Below are 24,959 nucleotides of genomic sequence, written 5' to 3' on the forward strand. Positions count from 1 at the left end.
AGAGCGTGATTCTGCGCCGGCGTCCCAGTAGCGTCTGAGCCATGACGGCGAGGTGGTGGAAGGTCCGCTACGCCGCCGCTCTCGTCTTGGCCCAGATCCTGGCCGGCGTCGAACTCACCGCGCTGGTGCTGCCGCTGCGCCACGATCTGGTCGAGTCGGTCGACACGGTGTTCGCGACCGACACCCTGATCGCCGCGATCGTCCTGTCGGTCTTCGGCATCGCCGGCGTCATCGTCTACGCCGTCCTTGTCGTCGACTACAAACTGCGCTGGTTCACCGCCGGCGAGCCGCCCGATGACAAGGACCGGTTGTTCGTCGAGCGGTTCCTGCGCAATCAGTCCGCGATGCTGGGGGCGATCTGGGGGCTGAGCGCCGTCGTGCTGCTCGTCATCAACCGCGACGGCGGCCCGCCGGCGGCCTGGTTGATCGGGATGACTCTGCTGTTGGGTGTCACCACGTCGACCGGTGCGGCGCTGCTGTTCATCCAGCGCCCGATGCGACCGATCGTCGCCGCCGCGACCCGGCTCACCGGCCGGGACACCGCACCGGGGGTGCTCTCGCGGCTGCTGCTGATGTGGCTGATGAGTAGCGCGCTGCCGATCATCGGCCTCGCCGTGGTGGTCATCATGCGGTCCAACGGCTGGATCATCCAGAAAACTGCGTCGCTGGAGATCCCGGTGATCGTGCTCGCGGTGATCTCGGTGTTCGTTGGGCTGCGCGGGATGGCCATCGTCGCGCTGTCTATCTCCGATCCCGTGCACGACGTCGTGGCCGCGATGGCCGAGGTCGAGCGCGGCCAGATGACCACGAGGGTCGGCGTCTACGAACGCTCCGAGATCGGCCGGCTGCAAAGCGGTTTCAACCGGATGGTCGCTGGGCTGGCCGAACGTGACCGACTGAAAGATCTGTTCGGCCGCCACGTCGGCACGGACGTGGCGCTGCGCGCGGTCAAGGACGCGGACACGCTCACCGGCGAGGTCCGCGAGGCCGCCGTGCTGTTCGTCGACCTCGTCGGCTCAACCCAGCTGGCCCAGAGCCGGTCACCGGCCGAGGTGGCCGAGGTGCTCAACCACTTCTTCCAGATCGTCGTGGCCGCGGTCGACGAACGCCGCGGGCTGATCAACAAGTTCCAGGGTGACGCGGTCTTGGCGGTGTTCGGTGCGCCGCTGCCCAGCGCCAACCCAGCTGCCGACGCGCTGGCGACAGCTCGCGCCTTGACCGCCGCGCTGCGCCGGCTGCCCGTGGTGGACTTCGGCATCGGGGTGTCCGCGGGGCCGGTGTTCGCCGGGAACATCGGCGCTGCGCATCGCTACGAATACACCGTGATCGGTGATGCGGTCAACGAGGCGGCGCGACTGGCGGATCGGGCCAAGGACTTCGACGCACGCGCCCTGTGCTCGGATGTCGCCCTGCTGAAATCCGACGCGACCGAACGCGCGCACTGGACCGAGTGCGCCGCCGAAGTGTTGCGCGGCCGGCGCGAACCCACCCGGATGTCGGCACCCACCACGTGAATTGCGCGACGAGTTCATCCATTCTGCGGTGAGCGCGGCGCCCGGAGGCCGGCAACACGCGCTCAGCGCAGACTCGATGTCCACGACTCTAGCGCCCGGCGATTATATATGGTTGCATACATAATCATGCCGAGCCCGCGCGACCGGATGGTCGCTTCCGCCGCACTGTTGATCCGCGAACGCGGAGCGCAGTCGACGGCGATCGCCGACGTCCTGGCGCACAGCGGAGCACCGCGCGGCTCGGCCTATCACTACTTCCCCGGCGGTCGCACCCAGTTGCTCTGTGAGGCCGTCGATTACGTGGCCGACTTCGTCGCCGCTCGAATGGCCAAGGCGGACAGCGGCATCCAGGTGCTCGACGGCCTGGCCCGCTTCTACCGCAAGAACCTGCTGGAAACCGACTACCGCGCCGGCTGCCCGATCCTGGCCGTCGCCGTCGAAGCCGGCGAAGCCGGGAAGGACAACCCGGTGCTCGAGCGGGCCGCCGCGACGTTCGCCCGCTGGAACGATCTGATTACTCAGCGCCTCATCGCCGACGGCTTCGCCAAGGAGCGCGCCGAGGACCTCGCGGTGTCGATGACCGCCGGGCTGGAAGGCGCGATCGTGCTCGCGCGTGCGGCTCGCGATACCAAGCCACTCGACATCGTTCACCGGCAATTGCGCGATCTGCTCGAGGCTGAGTAGCCCGACGAGAGGAAGACCGATGTCCGCCGACTGGCAACCCACCGCCTGCATTCTCTGCGAATGCAACTGCGGCATCGTGGTGCAGACCGAGGGCCGCACGCTGGCCCGCATCCGCGGGGACAAGGACAACCCGGCCTCGCAGGGCTACACCTGCAACAAGGCCCTGCGCCTGGACCACTACCAGAACAACCGGGCCCGGCTGACCTCGCCGATGCGCCGCCGCACCGACGGCAGCTATGAGGAGATCGATTGGGACACCGCGATCTTCGAGATCGCGGCGGGGTTCCGGCGCATCGCCGACACCCACGGTGGGGACAAGATCTTCTACTACGGCGGCGGCGGTCAGGGTAACCACCTCGGCGGCGCCTACAGCAGCTCCTTCCTCAAGCTGCTCGGTTCGCGCTACCGGTCCAATGCGCTGGCCCAGGAGAAGACCGGCGAGAACTGGGTGGACGTCCAGCTATACGGCGGACACACCCGCGGCGAGTTCGAGCACGCCGAGGTGTCGGTGTTCGTCGGCAAGAACCCGTGGATGTCGCAGAGTTTCCCGCGCGCCCGCACGGTGCTCAATGACATCGCCAAGGATCCCGCCCGCTCGATGGTGGTCATCGACCCGGTGGTCACCGATACCGCCAAGATGGCGGACTTCCACCTTCGGGTGAAACCCGGCACCGACGCCTGGTGCCTGGCCGCGCTGGCCGCCGTGCTGGTGCAGGAGGACCTCTGCAACGAAACCTTTCTCACCGAGCATGTGCACGGCGCCGACGAAGTCCGCGAGGTATTGCAGACGATTCCAGTCGGCGAGTATGTGCAGCGCAGCGGTGTCGACGAGGAGCTGTTGCGCGCCGCCGCACGCCGGATGGCCGCCGCCGATTCCGTCGCGGTCATCGAGGACCTCGGCGTGCAGCAGGCCCCGAACAGCACCCTGTGCTCCTACCTCAACAAACTGTTGTGGATTCTCACCGGGAGCTTTGCCAAACGTGGCGGGCAACACCTGCATTCGTCGTTCGCGCCGTTGTTCAGCCTCAGTGGCGTCGGGCGCTCCCCGGTGACGGGTGCGCCGATCATCGCCGGCCTGGTGCCGTCCAACGTGGTGCCCCAAGAGATCTTGACCGATCACCCCGACCGGTTCCGGGCCATGCTCGTCGAGAGCGCCAATCCGGCTCACTCCATCGCCGACTCCGGGAACTGCCGCGCCGCGTTCGAGTCGCTGGAGCTGCTGGTGGTCGTCGACGTGGCGATGACGGAGACCGCACGGCTGGCCCATTACGTGTTGCCCGCGGCCAGCCAGTTCGAGAAGCCCGAAGCCACGTTCTTCAATTTTGAGTTCCCGCGCAACGAGTTCCACCTGCGCCATCCCCTGTTCGATCCGGTGCCCGGCACCCTGCCCGAGCCCGAGATCTGGGCACGGCTGGTACGCGCGCTGAATGTGGTCAGCGATGACGACCTGCGACCGCTACGCGAAGCCGCCAAGCAGGGGCGGGACGCCTACACAAGGGCGTTCTTCACCGAACTGGCCGCCAATCCGGCGCTGGGCAAAGTGCTGCCGTACGTGCTCTACGAAACGCTGGGTCCAACCCTGCCCGACGGGCTGGCCGGCGCGGCCGCACTGTGGGGCCTGGCCCAGAAGGCTGCCGTCGCCTACCCCGACGCGGTGCGGCGTGCCGGTCACGCCGACGGCAATGCGCTCTTCGACGCTATCCTGACCGGCAAGTCGGGCGTGACCTTCAGCGTGCACGAGTATGCCGATGACTGGGCCCTGATGAGTCACGCCGATCACAAGATCCGACTGGTGATTCCAGAGATGCTCGACGACATTCGCGCGCTGACCAATGCCGGCGCCGAGCTGACCAGTGCGGAGTTCCCGATCGTGTTGTCCGCCGGTGAGCGGCGCGCGTTCACCGCCAATGACATCCTCCGGGATCCGTCCTGGCGCAAGCGCGATGCCGACGGCGCGCTGCGGGTCAGCGTCGAGGACGCCGAAGCCCTTGGCCTGGTCGACGGCGCCCGCGCCCGCATCACCACCGCCGCGGGCAGCGCCGAGGCCGTGGTCGAGGTCAGCGAGACCATGCTGGCGGGGCATGCGGCCCTGCCCAATGGTTTCGGGCTCGACTTCGTCGACGCCGATGGGCAGACCCGCGTGCCCGGTGTCGCCCCGAACGCGCTGACCTCAACCGACTGGCGCGATCCCTATGCCGGGACGCCGTGGCACAAGCACGTCCCGGCACGTATCGAAGCGGTACCGGCCGGCCTCGTCGCGGCCGGGTAAGACGCTGCCGGTCAGTCATCCAATCAAATAAATTGGTTGATTTACTCTCGCGGGTGGCTCAATGTCGTTATGTTGCGGGCAGCATCACCACCTCGACGACGGGAGCATGGCCACAATGAACCACGACTACGAGGAGATGAAGAAGGACGCCGAACCATTCATCAAATTTGAGAAAGACGTCGCGAATCGGATCGCGTACATAACATTCGACCGACCCGACGAACTGAACTCGACCACCATGGGGATGCGGCAGAACTTCGCCGACATGATCCACAAGTGCAACGTCGACGACGACGTCAAGGTCGTGGTGATCCGCGGTGAAGGCAACGATTTCGGCAGCGGCGGCGATCTCCCTGAGCAGCGCGAGATGTTGGAGAACCCGGGAACACCTCTACTGCACGAACTTTCGATCAACGATGACAGCGTGAAGTACCCGCCCGGGGATTCCTACCGCTACCTCTACACCCTCACCGATCACTACGCCAAGGCCCGGGCCGGCAACCGCCCGCTGCAGGAATGTAAGAAAGTCACGATCGTGGAGGCGAAGGGATACTGCTACGGCTGGCACTTCTACCAAGCCGGCGACGCGGACCTGGTGGTGTCCTCCGATGACGCGTTGTTCGGTCACCCGGCCTTCCGGTACGTCGGCTGGGGTCCACGACTGTGGTGGTGGGCAGAGACGATGGGCTTGCGCAAATTCTCCGAAATGCTGTTCACCGGTAGGCCGTTCACCGCCCAAGAGATGTACGAGTGCGGGTTCATCAATAGCGTGGTCCCCCGCGACCAGCTCGAAGCCGAGACCCTCAAGTATGCGATGGCCTGCTCCAAGTCACGCCCGACCGACACCGTCGTGGTCCAGAAAGCCTTCCTCGAACTCTACAAGCAGCACAAGGGTGAGTACTTCGGCAGCCTGCTGACGGGTGTGGTCGAGGGCATGCTGCCGATGATGACCAACGACCGCGACAACTACCCGGACCTCACTGAGGGCACCTTCGAGAAGGGCCTCAATAACGTCGTCAAGGACAACGACCTCAACTTCCCGCCGGAATGGCGGCTCAGCCACTCCGGACGGAAGAAACCCTGACCTGGACGTCGCGGCGGGCACCTTCTCGCCGAGCTACCGGCGCCTCCCACAACCCCACCAGCGCGGTGACCAGCTCCTCGGCCACCACCGGCCAGTTCGGACCGGTTGTCCCTCGAGTGTTGGCATGCTCGCCTTCGATCTCGGCGAGGCTGTGCATCAACAGATTTCGCGCCATCATCCAGCGGCCAGCCCGAACGCGCTTCGGGTGATCGGGAAGGCTCCGGTTGATTCCTCGGACGGTTTTCAGCATGAGCTCGGAGGTCATCGCATCGGATCCCACCAGATCCCGACAGGTGGGATCGGCCATCACCTGGGCCGCGAAACGTGCGTAAGACGTTGTTGTTCCGAGTGCTTCGAGATGCTCGGTCAACGGATAGACCAGGACGCCGATCCAGTCCCGTAACTGTGGGGTCGACGGAATGCTGGCCAGCTCGCGCTGCCGGATCTCGTCAATGGCGGCGCGGTGCCTGGCTTCGATCGCGCGCAGCAGATCTGCCCGGGAGCCGAAGTGGTAACAGGCGGCCGCATTGTTGCCCTGGCCGGCGGCCTCACTGATATGCCGGTTCGACACCCCATGCATGCCGTGCTCAGCGAAGAGTTGCTCTGCAGCAGCCAACAGTGCATCACGGGTGACGGCCGACCGATCAGTTCGCTGGTCTTTGGCTGGGCTCACCGTTCATAGTGGACACCAGAGGCCAAAGTAAATCAAGAAATTTAGCCCGCGAACCCGCCGAGCTACACCTGAACCGGGATGCTGTTCCAGCCCCACTGGAAGCTGGACGGCGGCCGGTGAGCCTCCTCGCCGATGATGCGATAGTCACCGACGCGTCGCAGCCATTCCTGCACCATCACCGCGATCTCCAGGCGCGCCATGTGATAGCCCAGGCAGAAATGCTGACCACGCCCGAAGGCCAGTGATCGCTGGATCGGCCGATTCCAGATGAACGTCTCCGGCTCGGGGAACTCCCGCTCGTCGCGGTTGGCCGACGCCAACAGCGTGATGATCCGCTGACCCGGCACAAAAGTGGTGTCGTGGATGGTAAAGGGCCGCCGCACCGTTCGGGCGAACCACTGCGCAGGAGCGCAGTAGCGGATGATCTCTTCGCGGGCCACCGGCACGGTGGCCTCGGTATCGGCCCGCACTGCCGCCAGCTGTTCGGGGTTACGGCGCAGCTCCCACAACCCGTGCGCGACGATCTTCGGCACCGTCTCGGTGCCGCCGATGAACACCCCCAGCATCTGGACGGCCACTTCACTGTCGGTCAGTGCCGAGCCGTCGGGCAGCCGGTAGGCCAGCAGATTCTCCACGATCGGCAGGGGTCCGCCGAAGCTGCCTGCCCTGACCCGTTCCACGATCGGGATCAGGTACTCCAGGTAGCCGGGCCTGGCGTTGGCCACCTCGACACCGCTGCCCGGCTGCGCCAGGCTGCCGGCGTTGACGGTGGCCAGTACATCGGCGGCCAAATCGGTCGGTAGACCGACGAGTTCGCACACCACCGCGGCAGCGACGACGCCGCCGTAATCCTGGGTGAGGTCGAATGTGCCGCGGGGCAGCAGTTCGTCGAGACGCTGGTTGGCCAGCTCGCGGATCCGCTCCTGCCACGTCGCAACCGACTTCGGCCGAAACTGGCTTGCGGTGCAGCGGCGGACATCGTCATAGAGCGGGGCGTCGAAGTTGGCGTGAAACGGCAAGGGGTGCAACGGCGGATCAGCGACCGGACCGTTGTTGCGCCTGCCGAGTACCGCCGCGGCAGGCAGTGTCCCCTCCGATGCGACGAACGTCCCGTCGTTGATCGCGAGCACCTGCCAGACGTCGCTGAACCGTGACAACGCGAAGGTGTCGAGCGCTTCGACGTAGTACACCGGGTGGTGGTCGCGCAGCGTCCGGTAGAAGGGCTGCGGATCTGCCATCACCGCCGCGTCAAAAGGGTTATACGAGAAGTCTTGCATCACAACCATTATCGGAGCGGTGACGGCGGTAGCGCCTGCAGGATGGAGTCCTCCCAGCCGTCGCGCAGGGCGGGTGCGACGCTCATCCACGTCACGATCTCGGCCGGCGGGCTGTCCTTCCAGGACGGATAATGGTTCTCGAAGCAGTCCCAGCCGCCGTCGAGCGCCCAGTAGTGGATCACCTCGTTGAAGCGGAAGGTGGTGATGAACGACCCGAGCCACCGTTTACCCGTCCGCTCCGACCACGGGACGTAGAGGCGCTCCAATTCGCGGATGTAGTCGTCCTGCCGGCCGGGTTTGGTCTGCATGATCTCCTGGATCACCAGTCCGGCACCGAACTTCGCGTCCTGCAGCTGCGCCAGCGTGCGGTTGCTGCGACCGGCGTACATGATCCGGCCCTCCCCCGATGCGCCGACGCTGGCGAGGTAATCCGACCATGCCACCGCCGCCTCGCGCTGGCCGCCGCCGGGAGCCTGGTCCCGGCCGATACGGGCGTAGTCGGCGAACGCGTCGATCTCCCAGATGATCGTCACCTGCGGCCAACGGCCGTTGTAGGGCGTGGTTTCCCAAATGGAGAACAACCGTGCCCCAAGCGCTTCCATCATCGGCTGATAGACACTGGTGAACTGCTCGGTGAAGCGATCGCTGCGCTCCGAACCCAGCGCGATCGTCTCGTGCAGATACATCAGGGTGTGGCTGAAGAACTTCTTCACCGATCAGTCCTCGACCAGACTCAGCGCCGCGGCCGGACATTGGCTGACCGCCTGCCGGATCCGCTCCCGATCCGATTCCGGACGCGGATCACCGTGGATGCGGACGCTCCCGTCGTCGGCGACCTCGAACACGTCCTCGGCGATCGACTCGCAGATGCCGTGTCCGGTGCACTTGTCGAGATCCACTTCAATCCGCATGACCTGTTCCACACTCACCGGACGAACGCTGGGAGGTGCTTGATGCCGTGGACGAAACTGCTCATCAGATAATCCGGCTCACCCAGCTCAACGTCGACCCGGAACAACAATTCCCGGAACAGATTCCGCAGTTCAGTCCGGGCGAGCTGATTGCCGAGGCAGAAGTGCGGACCGCCACCGCCGAAGCCCAGGTGTGGGTTGGGCGAGCGCTCCAGGTTGAACGCCCCCGGTTGGTCGAAGGCGGCTTCGTCCCGGTTCGCCGAGCAGTAGAACAACCCCACCTTGTCACCGGCCTTCAGTTCCTGGCCGGCCAGTTCGGTGTCCTCGGTGACGAACCGGGCGAACTGCAACACCGGGGTGGCCCATCGGATGAACTCCTCGACCGCCGGGCCGATCCTGGCGTCGAAGTCCGCCATCAGCCAGGCTCGCTGGTCCGGGTTCGCCGCCAGCGCCAGCATGGCGTGCGACGTCGTCTGCTTGGTGGTGTCGTTACCGGCCGAGGCGAGCAGCACCAGGAAGGCGCCGATCTCCTCGTCGGTGAGCCGATGCCCATCGACCTCGGCGTTGACGATGCTGGTCATCAGGTCGTCGGCGGGATGACGGCGGCGGAACTTCGCCAGTTCGATGCCGGTGCCCGCGAGCAGGAACATCTCGTTGACGGTCGCTTCGGCTCGTTCCTCCAGCGAGCTGTACTCGTCGTCGCTCATGCTGAACAGCTTCTCGGCAGCTTTGGCGACGGCCTCCCGCTCGGAGTTGGGCACCCCCAGCATTTCGGAGATCGTCATCATCGGCAGTCGCGCCGAGCAGGCGGCGACGAAGTCCACCTCCCCGGCGCCGACCAGTTCGTCGACCACAGTGGCGGCGTTCTTGCGGACCTGCTCGTCGATCTGGGCGACGTTGCGGGGGGTGAACGCCGCACTGATCAGTCGGCGGTAGGTCGTGTGTTGCGGGGGATCCATCATCAGGAAGAACGTTGCGATTCGCTGGATGTCGGCGGGCATCGGGTCCAGCGCGATGCCCTGCGCCGAGCTGAACAGCTCCGGATGCAGGCTGGCGTGGGCGATGTCGGCTCGGCGGGTCAGCGCCCAGTAACCGGGCTCCTCCATCGGGAAGAGCGAGGGAAAAGGCTGGTGCCAGGTGAGGCCGTCGACGGCCCGCAGCGCGGCGAAGGTCTGCTCGCGGACGTCGAACGGCTGGCCCCAGAATCGCCGCGACGTGATGTCGTGATGGCTGTACTCACGTTGGTCCCCGGACACGTGCCCAGCGTGACACTTTGCCTAGTATTTGTAAAGACAGTGTTTTCCGTCTCGGATGTGCCGACGGACGTGACACATAGCCTTCGACCTGTAATCCTGTACACGTGACCCAGGCGCCGGCAGGAAGCACCGCGATACCCGACGAGGACGAGTCCTCCTCGCGGCGGCGCATCCTCAACGCCACCGCCGAGGTGCTTGCCCGAAGCGGTCAGACCAAGCTCAGCTTGTCCGAGGTCGCCCTGCAGGCCGGTGTCTCGCGGCCCACGTTGTACCGCTGGTTCGCCTCCAAAACAGAGTTGCTCGACGCGTTCGGCGTCTACGAGCGGGAGATGTTCGACACCGGTATCAGCCGAGCCACCGCTGGGCTGCGCGGGACCGACAAGCTGGACGCGGCGCTGCAGTTCATCGTCGCCTATCAGCAAACCTACTCCGGTGTCCGGCTCATCGACGTCGAACCCGAGGTAGTGGTCGCCCAGCTGGCGCGGATCCTGCCGGTGATGCGGGCACGGCTGCAACGACTGCTGAGTGGGCCGAACGCTGGACTCAAGGCGGCCACCGCAATTCGCGTCGCGGTCTCGCATTACGTGGTCCGCAGCGACGACGCCGACCAATTCCTGGCCCAGCTGCGGCACGCCGTCGGCATCAAGCAGTGACTGTTCCCCTCGACATCGGGATCTACGTCCCGCAGATGGGCTTCGCCTTCACTGAGGTGCTGCACCGCGCGCATCGCTGCGAGGAGCTCGGGATCGGGTCGCTGTGGCTCTACGACCATATGTATGGCCCCGGTGTCCCCGGCATCGATTCGCTGGAGGCTTGGACACTGGCGACCGCACTGCTGACCCGGACCGAGCGGCTCCGCGTCGGACACATGGTGCTGTGCAACCAATTCCGTCACCCGGCTGTGCTGGCCAAGATGGCCACCACACTGGATCAGATTTCCGGCGGCCGCCTCGAGCTGGGCATCGGCAGTGGTTCCATCGAAGACGAACACCACCGGCTCGGACTGGACTGGGGATCGTTAGCGGAGCGATCCGATCGGCTGCGGGAGACGCTGGAGATCCTTACCCAGGCATTCGCCGAACAGCGGATCGATTTTGCCGGAACGCATTACACGGTTCGCGATATGCCGATCAGGCCCGGCCCGGTCCAGGCTCCCCGGCCACCGATCGTGGTCGGCGGCTCCGGGGAGAAGTACACCCTGCCGCTGGTGGCCCGCCACGCCGATGTCTGGAATGTGCCCACCTACGCACTGGGCGAGGTGGAGCACAAACTGTCCGTGCTGCGCGGGCTGTGCGAGGAAATCGGGCGCGATCCGGCGACCATCGTGATGTCGGTGGAGGCCGTGCTGGCCATCGCCCCCGACGATACGGCATTGGACGAGGTCCGGAGGATCGCCGAAAAGCGCTTCGGTGGGCCAGGATTCGGGCTGCACGACGGCGGGCTGATCGGTACGCCGCAGGCGATCGTCGACCGCCTCGGTCAGCTGCGTGAGATGGGATTCGGCCAGGTGGTGTTGTTCACCCATGACCGGGCCTCGGATGCGACACTCGAGCTGCTTGCCGGCGAAGTGCTCCCACAGTTCTGAGCCCGGCTCGCGCACAATGCTTTTCGAATATTCGACGGTTGACACCACAGGTCGCGCACCCTAGCGTTGGCCTCCATGAGCCACCCCCTGCAAGGACGCCGCGCGGTGGTCACCGGTGCCGCCAGCGGTCTCGGTGCCGCGGCGGTGCGCGCACTGTCGGCCGCCGGCGCACACGTCGTGGCGACCTACCACCAGACGCAGCCAACCGACGAGGCGCAGGCGACCTGGATCCAGTGCGATGCCAGGGAAGCCGCCTCGGTCGAGAAGATGATCGACGCTGCGGTGGCGACCCTGGGCGGGCTGGACGTGCTGGTCAACGCCGCCGGGCTCTGGCAGCAGGGCGTCCCGGGAAACATCAGCGCCGACGATATCGACTTTCTGCTCGCCACCAACGTGAAGACGACGATTCTCACCAACCAGGCCGCGCACGCGGTGATGCGAAAGTCCGGTGGGCGCATCATCAACTTCGGCTCGGCCGAGGCGGTGATGGGCAGTCCGATCTCGGCGGTGTACGCCGCGACCAAGGGAGCGGTGCAGGCCTGGACCCGCTCGGCAGCCAAGGCCTGGGCGTCGGACAACGTGACGGTCAACGCGCTGGCGCCGGCGATGCAGACCCGAGGAGCCGACCGGTTGCGCGAGTTCCTCGGGCCCGAGGCAGCACCATTCATCGATCAGCAGATCAAGGCATCCATCCCGCTGGGCGGCGCGCTCGGCGATCCCGATCGCGACCTCGGCCCGGTGCTGGTCTTCCTGGCCGGTGAGGGTTCACACTTCATCACCGGTCAGCTGCTTCCCGTGGACGGCGGACTGATCATGGTCGGCGGTTAGCGCAGGCAGGCCAGCTTGAAGACGCCTGACCTAGCGCCGGGCGCTACGACCGGTGCCGGCCTTCCGCTCGTCGCCGCTACCGTTCGTGCTTGCCTTGGCTGCTGAGCTGGCAGACCGATGGGCACCTTGATGATTTCGCGTGCCAGCGGCGGCTCGAGCTGGACTCTGTTCTGCGGCATTAGCTTTGGGCTGCACCTCGACAGTGAGATCACCGGACTTGTTCGTGCTATCCGCTGCCGGCAGAGGGCCGTCGATGTTCCGCGGCGTCACCGTGGCACCCCACGGGGTGAACAGTCCTGGCGGCGCGATCACGTCGCCCTTGCCGTCGAAACCCTGGCCCAGCAAGGGACCAAGATCGCCGTAGCCGCCATTCAAGAATCCGTCGATGACGTATATGGGCGCCTTCACCACCGCCACCAGGAAACCGGGGATGTCCCACGTGGTCATCGGCCGGAAAATCCCGGCATGAGCCTCACCGGCCCCGGCGAACGCACTCAGGAGCGGTCCCACCACCCTGATGGCGGCGTACTCGACCGCTTCGAAGAACTGTCCGATCTCCTCGGAGTGGTCCGGGAATTGATCACTCAACACACCGGCGAGGGCGCGGTTGAACGGCCCCGATACAAAGGGCACCGCCGGTAGCAGAAGCAATTCGGCGACCCGACCGTAGTTGCGCCCGGTCAGCCGCTCATCGATCCAGTCGGCGGTCACCGTGTTCCATAGCTGGGGAACTTCGGTCGTCCACGCATGAACGCTGGCCCGCAGGGTGTCCATTGCGGCCGCGGCGAGCGTCTCGGCGGAACTGGCGGTGGGCACGACGTCGGCGACCACGATCCGCGGCGCAGCGAGCGCCGTCTGGTCGCCAACCAGGGCCGGCACCGGCGCCCAGGCGAGCACACCAGCCCCCGCGAGCGCCACCCCGGCGTTGATGGACCGGCAGAATACGTTGTGCCCCATAGGTGATACGGCTCCCGAGTTGGATCGAATCGCTGACGGCGCTGACCGTACTCGAAGACCACCGAAATGGGTGGCGTCCCATTCACTCGAAGCTTGTGCTATCGCCTGGCGAAGTCAGGCGCGTGCTCGGGTCGCACGCCGACCCCGACGAGGTAGGCCGGGATCACCGAAAGCCACGGCAGCCGGCGGATCAACGCGACAGCCGCCGCCGGCGGGTTACCGCTCTGGCCCCGCAGGATCGGCGCCACCAGCTGACGGTGCAACACCCGCTGCACAGCCTGGGTGATCGCGGCCGGCGGCAGCCGCCGGCGGCGCACCGCCGCCAACGCCCGCTCGGTGACGACGCCGCGTCGCAGCGGGTCGGCCAGCAGCCTCGCGGCACCCACCGCATCCTGAACCGCCACGTTGATGCCCACCCCGCCGACCGGCGACATGGCGTGCGCCGCGTCGCCGATACACAGCAGCCCGTCGGCATGCCAGCGTTTGAGCCGGTTCAGCTTGACGTCGAGAAACTTCACGTCGTCCAGCGAGGTCAGGCTATCGACGTCGGCCTCCGGAATCAGTTCGGCGAGTTCGGCTTTGAGGGCATCCAGGCCGCGCGCCCGAAGCTGACCGTCAACGCCTTTCGGGATCAGGTAGGCGATCTGGAAATAGCCCTCGCGCGGAATCATGATCAGCACCCGGCCCGCAACGATCCGTGGAATCAGGGTGTACTGCCCGCCCGCCTGTCGAGGAAGGCGAAACCACCACACGTCGAATGGAACTGGAAATTCTCGCGCGGTCAGGCCGGCGCTCTGCCGCACGATCGACCAGCGGCCGTCGCAGGCCACTGTCAGATCGGCGCGCAGCTCGCCTTCCCCGTCCGGAGAGGTGTAGGTGACTCCGGTCGTCCGGCCGCCGCTGCGCAACAGCCCGGTCACCTCGTGGCACATCGCAAGTGTGTAGGTCGGCTCGGCCTGGCCGGCCTCGGCCAGCAGGTTCAGCAGATCCCACTGCGGCACCATCGCGACGTACGGATGCGGTTGGCGCAGTCGGCGGAAGTCCACCATGGTCAGGGACTGCCCGTCGACGGTGATTTCGGCGTGGTCGACTTTGCTCTGTGGGAGCGCAGAGAAACGGGCGCCCAGACCCAGCTCATCGAGCAGTCGCAAGGTCGTGGGATGCACTGTGTCGCCACGGAAGTCACGCAGAAAGTCGGCGTGTTTCTCCAACACCGTGACTTTGACACCCGCCCTCGCCAACAGCAGTCCGAGCACCATGCCGGCGGGGCCCCCGCCGACGATCGCACAGGTGGTGGAGTCGGTCATGCGCTAACCGTAGCTCGCGCGGGAGACTAAACCTCGATTCGCGATCCGATCAGCACCGTCTGATCACCCGGCAGCCCGAAATACCCGACCGAGTCCGCGGCCAGGAACGACGTCGCGATAAAGAGCCGCTTCCGCCAGGGCGCCATCGTTGGCTGGTCCCCCAGGACGGGCTCGATCTTGGACAGGAAATACGACGCGCGCGTGCAGTCGATCGGGCCGCCGATCAGCGCCGGGTCCACCATCCGCAACGCGCTGGGGACGTCCACGCGTTCCATATAGCCGAATTGGGCCTTCACGTACCAGATCCCGTCATCAGGGTCGCCGAGGTCGTCGACGCTGATGCGCTCCTCGTCGGGCACCCGGGGTACCGGCGGCACCACGATCGACAAGATGATGACTCGTTCGTGGACGACGTGGTTGTAGTTGACGTTGGCCCGCATCGATAGCGGTGCCGTCTCGTCCTCGCGGTTGAGGAACACCGCCGTGCCGGGAACCCGCGGATACGGCGGCTTGTGGGTGTTGATCTCGTCGATGAACGGCTGCAGCGGACCCTCGGCCTTCTCCCGGGCCTGCGAGACGACCGCGCTGCCCCGCTGCCAGGTGATCAGCACGGTGAAGGTCACGACCCCGATCAGCAACGGCAACCAGGCACCGTGAACGAGCTTGGTCAAGTTGGCGGCCAGGAACATCAGATCCACGGTCAGCAGCGCACCGCCACCGACGATCACCATCCACAGCGGCCATCGCCAGCGGGTGTGCGCAATGTAGAGGAACAGCAGGGTGGTGATCGTGATCGTGCCGGTGACCGCCATTCCGTACGCGTAACCCAGTGCCGCCGAGCTACGGAAAGCGAACACCAGGATCAGCACCGCCACCATCAGCATGCCGTTGATCCACGGGACGTAGATCTGGCCGATCGACGACGCCGAGGTGTGTGCGATCCGCAACCGCGGAAGGTATCCGAGCTGGGCCGCCTGCGAGGCCACCGAATACGCCCCGGTGATCACCGCCTGGGAGGCGATCACCGTCGCGGCGGTGGCCAGGATCGCCATCGGTAGCTCCCAGCCGCTGGGCACCAGCAGAAAGAACGGCGCGTTCACCACGCTTTGGTCACCCAGCAGCAAGGCACCCTGGCCGAGGTAATTGAGTACCAGCGCCGGGAGCACCAGGCCGAGCCAGCCCCAGGTGATCGCCTTGCGGCCGAAGTGCCCCATGTCGGCGTAGAGCGCTTCGGCTCCGGTAACCGCCAGGACCACGGCGGCGAGCGCGAAGAAGGCGATGTGGAAGTGGCCGAAGATGAATTCGAGGGCGTACGTCGGGGACAGTGCCTTCAGAATCTGCGGGTGACCGGCGATCCCGCGCAGCCCGCACGCGGCGATCACGAGGAACCACACGATCATCACCGGGCCGAAGTAGCGGCCCACCGCGGCGGTGCCCCGTTTTTGCACGGCGAACAGCCCGACGATGATGACCGCGGTGATTGGCACCACCCAGTCCGACAGCGACGGATCCACGAGCTTCAGGCCTTCCACCGCGGAGAGCACCGAGATCGCCGGGGTGATCATGCTGTCACCGAAAAACAATGCTGCACCGAGGATTCCGAGTGCGGATAGGGCGCTGATGATCCTCGGACTAGACCGCCGTCCCAGTCTGCGCACCAGAGTGATGAGGGCCATGACGCCGCCCTCACCTTCGTTGTCGGCGTGCATGACCAGCGTGACGTAGGTCAGGGTGACGATGATCATCACCGACCAGAAGATCAGTGACACCACCCCGTAGACGTTGGCACTGCTGATCGGCACGGGGTGCGGATCGCCGGGGTTGAACAGCGTCTGAATGGTGTAGATCGGGCTGGTGCCGATGTCACCGAACACCACTCCGAGCGCGCCGACGATCACCCCGGTACGGGCCTTGCTCGCGACCGAATGCACCGGAACCGCGGCAGCTGTGCTCACAGGTCAGTCCCCCGATCGCTCCGCCCGGTGTCGGTCCCCGGCGACGTGGTCGCCAATCGTAGCGGTCAGGACCCGGTCCCGACGTACGGTGGAGCGGATGCGTATCGCCCTGTTCGCGACCTGTCTGGCCGACGCGATGTTTCCTGCGGCCGCGATCGCGACTGTCGAGTTGCTGGAGCGGCTTGGGCATGAGGTGGTGTTCCCGAGCGGGCAGACGTGCTGCGGCCAGATGCACGTCAACACCGGCTATCTGGGGCAGGCCGCCGATCTGGTGCGCCACCACGTTGAGGTGTTCGAGCACAGCGGTTGCGATGCCGTGGTGGCCCCGTCGGGGTCGTGTGTCGGCTCGGTTCGCCACCAGCACGCGATGGTGGCCCGGCGCGCGGGCGACGATGCGCTGGCGCGGCGTGCCGAGACGCTGGCAACGCGCACCTACGAGCTATCCGAATTCTTGGTCGACGTCCTCGGCGTGGCCGACGTCGGCGCGTACTACCCCCACCGGGTCACCTATCACCCCACCTGCCATTCGCTGCGGCTGTTGCGCGTTGGGGACAAGCCCTTGCAACTGCTGCGTCGGGTGCGGGGGCTGACCCTGGTGGAGCTGGCCGAGGCGGACACGTGCTGCGGGTTCGGCGGCACCTTTGCGATCAAGAACGCCGACACGTCGACGGCCATGCTGGCGGACAAGATGTCGGCCGTCATCGCCTCCCGCGCCGAAGTGTGCACCGCAGGGGACAGTTCATGCCTGATGCATATCGGTGGCGGGCTGAGCCGCATGCGCTCGCCGGTGCGCACCGTGCATCTCGCCGAGATCCTTGCCTCGACCGAGGCCGGCTGATGGCGACGTCGGATCCACCCCCGGGTCCTGCCCGCCGCTTCCTCGGGGTGCCCGGCACCGGCAACCTGCGGGGCACGCAACCGTTTCCGGAGGCGGCGCGCCGCGAGCTGGCCAACACTCAGATGCGCCACAACGTCGGGCACGCCACCCACACAATCCGCACCAAACGCCTTGCAGCAGTGGCCGAGTGCGGCGATTGGGAAGAACTGCGGGCCGCAGGCAGCGCGCTCAAAGCCGACGTTATGGCCCGGCTACCCGAGTTACTCGAAGAGCTGGAAGCCAACGTGGTGGCCCGCGGCGGGGTGGTGCATTGGGCGCGCGACGCGGGACAGGCCAACCAGATCGTGACCGGCTTGATCCGGGATACCGGCGCCGACGAGGTCGTCAAGGTCAAGTCGATGGCCACCCAGGAGATCGGTCTCAATGAGCACCTGGAGGCCCAGGGCATCGCCGCAATCGAAACCGATCTGGCCGAGCTGATCGTCCAACTCGGCCACGACAAACCGAGCCATATTCTGGTTCCGGCGATCCACCGCAACCGGGCCGAGATTCGCGAGATCTTCGCCCGGGAAATGCCGGATGCCGGCGAGCTGACCGATGAGCCGCGGGTGCTGGCGATGGCAGCCCGAGCGCACCTGCGCCGAAAGTTCCTGTCCGCCAGGGTCGCCGTCAGCGGCGCCAACTTCGGGATTGCCGAGACGGGCACGCTGGCCGTCGTCGAATCCGAGGGCAACGGCCGGATGTGTGTAACCCTGCCGCAGACCTTGATCACGGTGATGGGCATCGAGAAGGTGGTGCCGGCCTTCACCGATCTCGAGGTGTTCATGCAGCTGCTGCCGCGCTCGTCGACCGCCGAACGGATGAACCCGTACACCTCGATGTGGACCGGCGTGCACCCCGGTGACGGACCGCAGGAGTTCCATCTGGTGCTGCTGGACAATGGCCGCACCGCGGTGCTCGGCGATCCGGTCGGCCGCGCCGCTCTGCACTGCATCCGCTGCAGCGCCTGCCTCAATGTCTGCCCGGTCTACGAACGCACTGGCGGGCATGCCTACGGGTCGGTCTATCCCGGCCCGATCGGCGCGATTCTGAGTCCCCAGCTGACCGGCACCCGCGGGCACGACGACCCCAACGCGTCGCTGCCGTATGCCTCATCACTATGCGGCGCGTGCTTCGACGCCTGCCCGGTGCGCATCGACATCCCGTCGATCCTGGTGCATCTGCGGGCCGCCCAGGTCGAGGATCACCGGGCTCCGGGACAGGACCTGGCGATGCGGGCGGCGGCGTGGGCGATGGCATCGCCGAAAAGGTTCGCCGCCGCCGAGAAGCTGCTGGCGGGCGGACGGCTGGTGGCCGGCCCCGACAAGCGGATCACCGCGCTGCCCTGGCCCGCATCGCGCTGGACGTCCAGTCGCGATATCCCGGCCCCGCCCGCGGAGACCTTTCGGCAATGGTGGGCACGCACCCATGGTGAGCCGTCCCGATGAATGAGACTCGCCGGATCGTCCTCGATCGAATCCGCGGCGCGCTCGCAGCCGCCCCGCCCGAAGCCGTGCAGGTGCCTCGCGACTACGAGCGGCAACCCGCACGCGGGCCCGGCAACCCGGACCGCTTCGCGGAGATGGTGGCCGAATACCGAGCCCAGGTTTTACGTGTCGACGCCACGGCGATCGCCGCCACGATCGCCGCGCTATCCGGTCCCGATGCCCGGGTGGCGATCCCCGCCGACCTGCCACCGCACTGGGTCAGCGGAATCCGCACCGTCCCCGACGACCCCGAAAACCCTTTAGCGGTAACCGAACTCGACCAGACCGACGCCGTCGTCACCGGCTGCGCCCTGGGCATTGCCGCCACCGGCACGATCGTCCTCGATGCTGGACCGACCCAAGGCCGGCGCGCACTGACCCTGATACCCGACCACCACATCTGCGTGGTCTTCACCGATCAGATCGTCGATACCGTCCCCCAGGCATTCGCCGCCCTCGACCCGCGCCGCCCGTTGACCTTTATCTCCGGGCCAAGCGCCACCAGTGACATCGAACTGAACCGCGTCGAGGGCGTGCACGGACCGCGCACCCTCGACGTACTCCTGGTGACCGGTGACATTGCAGATTCCACTCGATTCCGATGACCACACCGCTTAGATTTCATGGTCGGACCATCCGTGAAAGTCGGAGGAGGGAGCCCGCCCATGCGGACGTTGGCGATAGGCGTTGCGCTCACGGCAGTGGCGTCAGCATTGACACTGGCGCCGCCCGCTTCGGCTGAGCTGTGGCCGGGCAACTACAACTTCATCATCCCGGACCGGCGCGACTTCCATACCTGGGCCTGGGCGGCCAACCCCTGCCCCGGAGAGATCGTGTTCTCCCCGACGTGCGTGCGGGTCTCGGCCAACCCGATGCCGATCGCCAAGGCCTATCCCTGGTACGGCATTGCGACGCTGAACAACGGGCAATACACGATGACGGTCGACAACCCCGACGGACTGCGCTGCGGCGATATCTACTACGGCCCGGTCATCCCGACCCGCGACGTCTTCACCTGGGACGCCACGACCCTGTCTGGCACCTTGCAGTCGTCATTCGACGCCGGTTGCGACGGGGCGCCGGGCGGCACCTTCACCTATCCGTTCTGGCTGACCCGGCTGTAGCCCCAGCTCTAGCGCCGATTGTCTCGCTCAGCCTGTGATGAGCGCGCCGTACTGGCCGATCAACTCGGCTGTGCGCCAGTAGATCAGCGCTGCGAACACCAGCAGTACGGCCGCGCAGGCCCCGCCCTGCACCAGGTTGCGGCGCTCTCGTGGGGCGTAAACGAAGACCGCGGCGATCAGCGACCCGGTGACCAAGCCACCGATATGACCCTGCCAGCTGATCGTCGGCACGCTGAATGTCAGAACCAGGTTGGCCACGATGATCGCGATCAGCCACTTCATATCGAGACGCAGGTGCTTAGCGAGTACGAACGTGGCGCCGAACAGACCAAACACCGCCCCCGACGCGCCCGCCGTCGCGGCCCCGATCGGGGCGAGCAGATACACCAGCACCGACCCGCCCAGCGCGCTGAGCCCGTAGAGGGCTCCGAATCGCAATCGCCCCAGCCAGGCCTCCAGCGGCGGGCCGATGACATACAGCGCCCACATGTTGAACAGCAGGTGCAGCACGCCGTAGTGCATGAACGCCGAGGTGAGCAGCCGGTAGTACTCGCCGCCGGCCACACCAGGAGCCCACAGCACGAGTTCGCGTTCCAGATTCTTTGAGGACATCTGCAGCACGAGCATCAGCACGTTGACTGCGATCAGCGCGAAGGTGACCACCGGCCGGCCGGTGCGCCACACCCCACCGGCTGCGGTTCGCGCCTGGGGTACGGCCTGCGCGGCTGCGGCCACACAGTCGACGCACTGATGACCGACCGCGGCGCTGCGCATGCACTCGGGGCAGACGGGTCGCTGACAGCGCGTGCACTGCACGTACGTCGGCCGGTCGGGATGGCGGTAGCAGGTCGGTATGCCTGCCGGTGTTTGCGGTATGTACGGGATGCTCATGGTCTTGCCACCGAAGATACTGTGCCGCGCAAGCGGCACCGCGCTCAGCGCACGCCGCGCAGTACTTTGCCCGGCCGAGCCCCGGTGTCGGCGCCGCCCAGGCGGGTGACGACACCGCTGACCACAGTGGCGTCGTAGCCGCTGGCGCCCTGGATCAGCCTCTTCCCGCCGGCCGGCAGGTCGTAGGCCATCAACGGCACCCCTAGTGTCAACGCATCGAGGTCGATGACGTTGACGTCGGCTTTCTTACCGACCTTCAGCACCCCCCGGTCGGTCAATCCGAACAGGGTTGCCGTGTCGAGGGTCTGCTTGCGCACCACGTACTCCAGCGGGAAGCGCGGACCGCGCCTGCGGTCACGAGCCCAGTGCGTCAGCATGAATGTCGGATACGAGGCGTCGCAGATCAGACCGCAATGCGCGCCACCGTCGGACAGTCCCGACACCCCGGCGCGGTGCGACATCATCTCGTGGATGGCATCGTGGTTGCCCTCGACGTAGTTGAAGAACGGCATCATCAGCATCGCTGTGCCGTTGGACTCCAGCATCAGGTCGTACATCGTGGCCAGCGGGTCCTCCCCGCGGGCCCGGGCAATCGCGCCGACGGTCTGATCCGGCGTCGGCTCGTAGTCCGGCGGGTCACCGATCGCGTAGATGCTGTCGGCGGCGTGCTGGATCATGGCGTACAACGCGTCGAACAGCGGCAGCGGCTGCGGCGGCAGGTCCGTGTCGGCCAGGATCGCGGCCCGCACCGCCGGGTCGGCCAAGCGGGTGCCCAACTCCTGCGGGCTCAGCTCAGCCTTCAACTTCCGAAACGTCGGCCGGTGGGTGAAGGCGTGATAGCCGGCAAACCCGAACAGCATGCCGAAGGGGCGGGCGGCGAACTGGGGGTGGACGCGGATTCCGTCGTCGAGGGCCTGACCGGCGATATCCAGCTGTTTTTTCCAGAGGTCGGGCGCGGACTGGGTCTGCACCATCGCGAAGGACAGCGGCCGGTCGATCTCGGCTGCCAGCCGGACCATCCAGTCCAGCTCACGCATCGGGCCGTCGAGGCTCTCACCCGCGGTGCCGGCCGGGGCCACCTCGAAGACGGCCTGGCCGCCGCGGGCCATCGCCCGGCCGAGTGCGAACAGTTCATCCTCGGCGGCGTAGGTGCCGGGCACCGGTTCGCCGTCGATGGCGCGGTGGGCTTCGGTCCGGGATGTCGAAAACCCAAGTGCCCCGGCCTCAATGGCCTCCTGGACGATTTGCGCCATGGCGGCGATGTCGTCCTCGGTGGCGGACTCATTGCGGGCCCCACGGTCTCCCATCGCGTAGCCGCGGACCGCGCCGTGGGCGATCTGGGTTCCGAAATCGACTGCAAGCGATTGCTTTTCGACTGCATCCAGGTACTCCGGGAAGCTCTCCCAGCCCCACTTGATGCCTTCGGTCAATGCCGTTCCGGGGATGTCTTCGACACCCTCCATCAGCTCGATGAGCCACTGCTCGCGACCGGGCTGCACCGGGGCGAACCCCACACCGCAGTTGCCGCTGACCACGGTGGTCACCCCGTGCTGGCTACTCGGTTCGAGCAGACCGTCCCAGCTGATCTGGCCGTCGTAGTGCGTGTGAATGTCGACGAAGCCGGGTGTGACGATCTTGCCGGTGGCGTCGATGCTCTGGGCGGACTCCCCTGTTAGGCCGGCGTCGTCACCGTCGCGGCGGCGGACTTCGACAACCCGCCCATCCTTGATGCCGATATCGGCTCTGAAGGGCTTGTCGCCCGTACCGTCTACGACGGTGCCACCAGTGATCGTCAGGTCGTACATCTGTGCCTCCTCGACGGTGCGCCGACAGCCAGGGTAATCCGGGTCACCAGCGTTGGTAGACACAATTTCAAAACTGTCATCAGTGTCGGTCGGTAGTTAACCTGCGGAATCAATTGTTCGCGCCGTAAATATTTGCCAGGTCCGCGCATCCACGTCCCATCTCCGGGACACATGAATCATGCTTGAAGTGCAGCGATGAGGATTAGAAACAATTAATGGTCCGGCAACGAAATCCGTAGTACATTTCCAACAGGTTGAGTTCACAGCCGCCCGGAGATGCCAATGCGCGAGGGCCTACGAACTCTCGCAGCGAAGTCTCGACACGAGCTTGCGCCTTGCACCCCGGCAGCATTGCGGAACACAAATATTTGGAGGCGTGATGTCTGTTGCCACCACCGCGACGCCCTTGGGGGTTGCCCGCCTGGGCCGTGACCGTGCAGATCACGGGCTGTTCCGGGCGCGAGAGCTCAGCGCGACCACCGTTCTCGTCGCCGCGGTCGGGGAGGTCGACGCGGCGAACTCCGATGAGCTGCTCAGCTATGTCCACAAGCTCCTGGGCGACTACGACCAGCTGGTCCTGGATCTGTCGCGACTCAGCTTCTTCGCAACCGACGGCTATTCGATCCTGCAGCGCATCCAAGCGCGCTGCTCACGGCTCGGAATCGACTGGGTGCTGGTTCCGGGCCCGGAAGTTGCGCGAGTGCTCCGCGTCTGCGATCCCGACGAGCAGTTCACCACCGCGGGCAATATCGTCTCGGCGGTAGCCGCACTGGCCCGGGGCCCGCACACTCATCTGCAGCTCGCCCCGCTGGCCAAGTAGTCCCAGCCGCGCTTCCTAGACTGGCCGGTATCGGTCGGTTCAATCGGAAGCGGGCAGCCCATGGCCACACACGGTCGCAACCTCAACGATGTCGTGACGCAGTTTTGGACCATCGCCGCGCCGCTCTACGACCACCCGGGACTCCAGCAGTGGGTTTACCGCCCCGCCCAGGACGAGGTGATCGACGAGCTCCGCGCCCATGGCTCTCGCCGAATCGCTGATATCGCTTGCGGGACAGGCATTCTGGCCGCTCGCATCGCAGAAGAGCTGGAGCCCGACGAGATCTACGGCGTCGATATGTCCGACGGCATGCTGCGCCAGGCCCGAGCACGATCACCGCAGGTGGACTGGCGCAAGGGCCCGGCCGAACAGCTGCCCTTCGACGACGAAGCCCTGGATGCCATCGTCTCGACATCCGCGTTCCACTTCTTCGACCAGCCGGCGGCGATGCGCGAGTTCCACCGAGTGCTACGACCGGGCGGTCTGGCGGCGGTCGCGACCATCAGCCCGCCCCAGCTTCCGCTACTGGGGCGGCTCACCAACTCCCGGTCCAGCGCCGCCCACAATCCCTCGGCGCAAGAGATGCGCACACTGTTCGCCGACGCCGGCTTCACCATCACCGACCAACGCCGGGTCGACCGGCCGCTATGGACCAAAGGTGTGTGGGACCTGGTCACCATCGGCGAGAAGGGCTGACGCTTACGGTGAATCGAGCGCCGATACTCTGAATCTCATGGCCATCGAGCTGCTCGCCCACAGTGTCGAAATCGGTCTGGTCACCACGAACCTGGACCGAATGGTCGAGTTCTACGAGAACTTCCTCGGCCTGCCGTTCCAGCTCGACCTCGACTTCCCCGGCGGCACGATGAAGCGCTACCTGATTGGGGACAACACCCTCAAACTGGTCACCTACGATCAGCCGCCTGCCGCGGAGGTGACACCCGGCGGCGGACGTGCTCAGACCGGCGTTCGGTACCTCTCCCTGGTGGTCAAAAACGTCTCGGAAGTCGCCGAGCAGGTGACAGCCGCCGGATACGAGATTGTCGAACCGCTCACCGCTTTCACCGCGCTGCCCGGCATCGGTTGGCTGTTCGTCGCCGATCCCGACGGCAACTGGGTGGAACTGGCCGGACCCCTGTAGTTCCCCGGGTCGCTTCGCTCCTGCGCGCCGGACGTAGATCTGGCGCGGCTATTCTTCCGACGTCAGCCGAACTCAGCGCGGAGGAGCCCCATGGCCATCGATCTACTGGCAAAGAACATCGAAGTCGGTTTGGTCACCACCAACCTCGACGCCATGGTCGAGTTCTACGAGAACTTCCTCGGCCTGCCCTACACCGGCGACCTCGATTTCCCCGGCGGCACGATGAAGCGTTACGCGCTCGGTGACAACGTGCTCAAGCTGATCACCCTCGACCAGCCGCCGGCCGCACCGGCGACACGGGGCGGGGGGCCGGCCGCCGCCGGCATCCGCTACTACACCGTGGTGGTGGCCAGCGTGACCAAGGCCGCCGAGCAGGTGAAGGCCGCCGGATACGAAATCGCGCAGGAGCTGGCCGAGTTCGCCCCGGTCCCCGGCATGGGCTGGATGTTCGTCGCTGACCCCGACGGCAACTGGGTCGAGCTCGTCGGACCGCTGTAGACCGTCGTAGCCTGGG

The 24,959-nt window shown here is 66.2% G+C and carries 25 protein-coding genes; 15 read left to right on the top strand and 10 right to left on the bottom strand.

Annotated features, from left to right (window positions below; genetic code table 11):
- Positions 1-41: 41 nt before the first annotated feature.
- From G6N38_RS10505 to G6N38_RS10520, 4 genes are all read left to right on the top strand, one after another.
- Positions 42-1,514: an adenylate/guanylate cyclase domain-containing protein gene (locus G6N38_RS10505; protein ID WP_163747475.1), complete on the top strand. Its 1,473-nt coding sequence runs from the start codon at positions 42-44 to the stop codon at positions 1,512-1,514.
- A 126-nt stretch (positions 1,515-1,640) separates the two neighbouring features.
- Positions 1,641-2,198 (top strand): TetR/AcrR family transcriptional regulator, encoded by a 558-nt coding sequence (locus G6N38_RS10510; protein ID WP_163747476.1) that lies wholly within the window; start codon positions 1,641-1,643, stop codon positions 2,196-2,198.
- Positions 2,199-2,217: 19 nt separating this feature from the next.
- The gene (locus tag G6N38_RS10515) at positions 2,218-4,467 is read left to right on the top strand and encodes a molybdopterin-dependent oxidoreductase (protein ID WP_163747477.1); all 2,250 of its coding nucleotides are present in this window, start codon (positions 2,218-2,220) and stop codon (positions 4,465-4,467) included.
- A gap of 115 nt (positions 4,468-4,582) precedes the next feature.
- A complete protein-coding gene (locus G6N38_RS10520) occupies positions 4,583-5,551 on the top strand; it encodes an enoyl-CoA hydratase/isomerase family protein (RefSeq protein ID WP_163747478.1) in 969 nt (322 codons plus the stop codon).
- Here the strand turns inward: G6N38_RS10520 and G6N38_RS10525 are convergent.
- The 5 genes from G6N38_RS10525 to G6N38_RS10545 all read right to left on the bottom strand — a co-directional run bounded on the left by G6N38_RS10525 (position 5,523) and on the right by G6N38_RS10545 (position 9,668).
- Positions 5,523-6,224: a TetR/AcrR family transcriptional regulator gene (locus G6N38_RS10525; RefSeq protein WP_163747479.1), complete on the bottom strand. Its 702-nt coding sequence runs from the start codon at positions 6,222-6,224 to the stop codon at positions 5,523-5,525. The two genes, G6N38_RS10520 and G6N38_RS10525, sit on opposite strands and share 29 nt — an antisense overlap.
- Before the next feature lie 62 nt (positions 6,225-6,286).
- Positions 6,287-7,510 (bottom strand): cytochrome P450, encoded by a 1,224-nt coding sequence (locus G6N38_RS10530; protein ID WP_163747480.1) that lies wholly within the window; start codon positions 7,508-7,510, stop codon positions 6,287-6,289.
- On the bottom strand, positions 7,510-8,214 hold the full coding sequence (locus G6N38_RS10535; protein ID WP_163747481.1) for an NIPSNAP family protein: 705 nt from the start codon (positions 8,212-8,214) through the stop codon (positions 7,510-7,512). Before G6N38_RS10535 ends, G6N38_RS10530 begins: the two co-directional genes overlap by 1 nt.
- Positions 8,215-8,217: 3 nt before the next feature.
- Positions 8,218-8,412: a ferredoxin gene (locus tag G6N38_RS10540; protein ID WP_163751926.1), complete on the bottom strand. Its 195-nt coding sequence runs from the start codon at positions 8,410-8,412 to the stop codon at positions 8,218-8,220.
- A gap of 14 nt (positions 8,413-8,426) precedes the next feature.
- Complete coding sequence (locus tag G6N38_RS10545; RefSeq protein WP_163747482.1) at positions 8,427-9,668, bottom strand: cytochrome P450; 1,242 nt, start codon at positions 9,666-9,668, stop codon at positions 8,427-8,429.
- A gap of 104 nt (positions 9,669-9,772) precedes the next feature.
- On the opposite strand from G6N38_RS10545, the gene G6N38_RS10550 reads away from it, so the two are divergent.
- The 3 genes from G6N38_RS10550 (at position 9,773) to G6N38_RS10560 (ending at position 12,081) form a co-directional block, all read left to right on the top strand.
- Positions 9,773-10,321, top strand: coding sequence for a TetR/AcrR family transcriptional regulator (locus tag G6N38_RS10550; protein ID WP_163747483.1), 549 nt, complete (start codon positions 9,773-9,775; stop codon positions 10,319-10,321).
- A gap of 35 nt (positions 10,322-10,356) precedes the next feature.
- Positions 10,357-11,253, top strand: coding sequence for an LLM class flavin-dependent oxidoreductase (locus G6N38_RS10555; protein ID WP_407662984.1), 897 nt, complete (start codon positions 10,357-10,359; stop codon positions 11,251-11,253).
- Positions 11,254-11,328: 75 nt separating this feature from the next.
- The gene (locus G6N38_RS10560; RefSeq protein ID WP_163747485.1) at positions 11,329-12,081 is read left to right on the top strand and encodes an SDR family NAD(P)-dependent oxidoreductase; all 753 of its coding nucleotides are present in this window, start codon (positions 11,329-11,331) and stop codon (positions 12,079-12,081) included.
- 30 nt (positions 12,082-12,111) lie between these two features.
- Here G6N38_RS10560 and G6N38_RS10565 read toward each other — a convergent pair whose 3' ends face one another.
- The 3 genes from G6N38_RS10565 to G6N38_RS10575 form a co-directional block, all read right to left on the bottom strand.
- Complete coding sequence (locus G6N38_RS10565) at positions 12,112-13,038, bottom strand: hypothetical protein (protein ID WP_163747486.1); 927 nt, start codon at positions 13,036-13,038, stop codon at positions 12,112-12,114.
- A gap of 98 nt (positions 13,039-13,136) precedes the next feature.
- Positions 13,137-14,345, bottom strand: a complete 1,209-nt coding sequence (locus G6N38_RS10570; RefSeq protein ID WP_163747487.1) for an FAD-dependent oxidoreductase — start codon at positions 14,343-14,345, stop codon at positions 13,137-13,139.
- 26 nt (positions 14,346-14,371) lie between these two features.
- Complete coding sequence (locus G6N38_RS10575; protein ID WP_163747488.1) at positions 14,372-16,300, bottom strand: potassium transporter Kup; 1,929 nt, start codon at positions 16,298-16,300, stop codon at positions 14,372-14,374.
- Positions 16,301-16,397: 97 nt separating this feature from the next.
- On the opposite strand from G6N38_RS10575, the gene G6N38_RS10580 reads away from it, so the two are divergent.
- From G6N38_RS10580 to G6N38_RS10595, 4 genes are read left to right on the top strand one after another with little or no spacing between them, the layout of a single operon-like run.
- Positions 16,398-17,138: a (Fe-S)-binding protein gene (locus G6N38_RS10580; RefSeq protein WP_163747489.1), complete on the top strand. Its 741-nt coding sequence runs from the start codon at positions 16,398-16,400 to the stop codon at positions 17,136-17,138.
- On the top strand, positions 17,138-18,625 hold the full coding sequence (locus G6N38_RS10585; protein WP_163747490.1) for a LutB/LldF family L-lactate oxidation iron-sulfur protein: 1,488 nt from the start codon (positions 17,138-17,140) through the stop codon (positions 18,623-18,625). Before G6N38_RS10580 ends, G6N38_RS10585 begins: the two co-directional genes overlap by 1 nt.
- On the top strand, positions 18,622-19,269 hold the full coding sequence (locus G6N38_RS10590) for a LutC/YkgG family protein (protein WP_163747491.1): 648 nt from the start codon (positions 18,622-18,624) through the stop codon (positions 19,267-19,269). Before G6N38_RS10585 ends, G6N38_RS10590 begins: the two co-directional genes overlap by 4 nt.
- Positions 19,270-19,329: 60 nt before the next feature.
- Positions 19,330-19,788 carry a hypothetical protein gene (locus G6N38_RS10595; RefSeq protein ID WP_163747492.1) on the top strand — a complete coding sequence of 153 codons (459 nt, stop codon included), beginning with the start codon at positions 19,330-19,332 and terminating at the stop codon, positions 19,786-19,788.
- Positions 19,789-19,815: 27 nt separating this feature from the next.
- Here the strand turns inward: G6N38_RS10595 and G6N38_RS10600 are convergent, their stop codons facing one another.
- Positions 19,816-20,679 (bottom strand): rhomboid family intramembrane serine protease, encoded by an 864-nt coding sequence (locus tag G6N38_RS10600; protein ID WP_163747493.1) that lies wholly within the window; start codon positions 20,677-20,679, stop codon positions 19,816-19,818.
- A 44-nt stretch (positions 20,680-20,723) separates the two neighbouring features.
- On the bottom strand, positions 20,724-22,484 hold the full coding sequence (locus G6N38_RS10605) for an N-acyl-D-amino-acid deacylase family protein (RefSeq protein ID WP_163751927.1): 1,761 nt from the start codon (positions 22,482-22,484) through the stop codon (positions 20,724-20,726).
- 379 nt (positions 22,485-22,863) lie between these two features.
- Here G6N38_RS10605 and G6N38_RS10610 point away from each other — a divergent pair, with 379 nt between their 5' ends.
- The 4 genes from G6N38_RS10610 (at position 22,864) to G6N38_RS10625 (ending at position 24,943) form a co-directional block, all read left to right on the top strand.
- Complete coding sequence (locus tag G6N38_RS10610; RefSeq protein WP_163747494.1) at positions 22,864-23,304, top strand: STAS domain-containing protein; 441 nt, start codon at positions 22,864-22,866, stop codon at positions 23,302-23,304.
- 60 nt (positions 23,305-23,364) lie between these two features.
- Positions 23,365-24,000, top strand: coding sequence for a class I SAM-dependent methyltransferase (locus G6N38_RS10615; RefSeq protein WP_163747495.1), 636 nt, complete (start codon positions 23,365-23,367; stop codon positions 23,998-24,000).
- A gap of 37 nt (positions 24,001-24,037) precedes the next feature.
- Positions 24,038-24,445, top strand: a complete 408-nt coding sequence (locus G6N38_RS10620; RefSeq protein ID WP_163747496.1) for a VOC family protein — start codon at positions 24,038-24,040, stop codon at positions 24,443-24,445.
- 90 nt (positions 24,446-24,535) lie between these two features.
- A complete protein-coding gene (locus tag G6N38_RS10625; RefSeq protein ID WP_163747497.1) occupies positions 24,536-24,943 on the top strand; it encodes a VOC family protein in 408 nt (135 codons plus the stop codon).
- Positions 24,944-24,959: the final 16 nt, after the last annotated feature.

The sequence above is a fragment of the Mycolicibacterium helvum genome, assembly GCF_010731895.1.
GTDB lineage: Bacteria > Actinomycetota > Actinomycetes > Mycobacteriales > Mycobacteriaceae > Mycobacterium > Mycobacterium helvum.

What these genes read in the sequence shown, in the direction of transcription:
- G6N38_RS10510 (WP_163747476.1), top strand. Translation starts at nt 1,641, where the DNA reads ATGCCGAGCCCGCGCGACCGGATGGTCGCTTCCGCCGCACTGTTGATC.
- G6N38_RS10585 (WP_163747490.1), top strand. Translation starts at nt 17,138, where the DNA reads ATGGCGACGTCGGATCCACCCCCGGGTCCTGCCCGCCGCTTCCTCGGG.
- G6N38_RS10520 (WP_163747478.1), top strand. Translation starts at nt 4,583, where the DNA reads ATGAACCACGACTACGAGGAGATGAAGAAGGACGCCGAACCATTCATC.
- G6N38_RS10505 (WP_163747475.1), top strand. Translation starts at nt 42, where the DNA reads ATGACGGCGAGGTGGTGGAAGGTCCGCTACGCCGCCGCTCTCGTCTTG.
- G6N38_RS10515 (WP_163747477.1), top strand. Translation starts at nt 2,218, where the DNA reads ATGTCCGCCGACTGGCAACCCACCGCCTGCATTCTCTGCGAATGCAAC.
- G6N38_RS10600 (WP_163747493.1), bottom strand. Translation starts at nt 20,679, where the DNA reads ATGAGCATCCCGTACATACCGCAAACACCGGCAGGCATACCGACCTGC.
- G6N38_RS10540 (WP_163751926.1), bottom strand. Translation starts at nt 8,412, where the DNA reads ATGCGGATTGAAGTGGATCTCGACAAGTGCACCGGACACGGCATCTGC.
- G6N38_RS10625 (WP_163747497.1), top strand. Translation starts at nt 24,536, where the DNA reads ATGGCCATCGATCTACTGGCAAAGAACATCGAAGTCGGTTTGGTCACC.
- G6N38_RS10580 (WP_163747489.1), top strand. Translation starts at nt 16,398, where the DNA reads ATGCGTATCGCCCTGTTCGCGACCTGTCTGGCCGACGCGATGTTTCCT.
- G6N38_RS10570 (WP_163747487.1), bottom strand. Translation starts at nt 14,345, where the DNA reads ATGACCGACTCCACCACCTGTGCGATCGTCGGCGGGGGCCCCGCCGGC.
- G6N38_RS10560 (WP_163747485.1), top strand. Translation starts at nt 11,329, where the DNA reads ATGAGCCACCCCCTGCAAGGACGCCGCGCGGTGGTCACCGGTGCCGCC.
- G6N38_RS10530 (WP_163747480.1), bottom strand. Translation starts at nt 7,510, where the DNA reads ATGGTTGTGATGCAAGACTTCTCGTATAACCCTTTTGACGCGGCGGTG.
- G6N38_RS10605 (WP_163751927.1), bottom strand. Translation starts at nt 22,484, where the DNA reads ATGTACGACCTGACGATCACTGGTGGCACCGTCGTAGACGGTACGGGC.
- G6N38_RS10565 (WP_163747486.1), bottom strand. Translation starts at nt 13,038, where the DNA reads ATGGGGCACAACGTATTCTGCCGGTCCATCAACGCCGGGGTGGCGCTC.
- G6N38_RS10595 (WP_163747492.1), top strand. Translation starts at nt 19,330, where the DNA reads ATGCGGACGTTGGCGATAGGCGTTGCGCTCACGGCAGTGGCGTCAGCA.
- G6N38_RS10620 (WP_163747496.1), top strand. Translation starts at nt 24,038, where the DNA reads ATGGCCATCGAGCTGCTCGCCCACAGTGTCGAAATCGGTCTGGTCACC.
- G6N38_RS10590 (WP_163747491.1), top strand. Translation starts at nt 18,622, where the DNA reads ATGAATGAGACTCGCCGGATCGTCCTCGATCGAATCCGCGGCGCGCTC.
- G6N38_RS10615 (WP_163747495.1), top strand. Translation starts at nt 23,365, where the DNA reads ATGGCCACACACGGTCGCAACCTCAACGATGTCGTGACGCAGTTTTGG.
- G6N38_RS10610 (WP_163747494.1), top strand. Translation starts at nt 22,864, where the DNA reads ATGTCTGTTGCCACCACCGCGACGCCCTTGGGGGTTGCCCGCCTGGGC.
- G6N38_RS10555 (WP_407662984.1), top strand. Translation starts at nt 10,357, where the DNA reads ATGGGCTTCGCCTTCACTGAGGTGCTGCACCGCGCGCATCGCTGCGAG.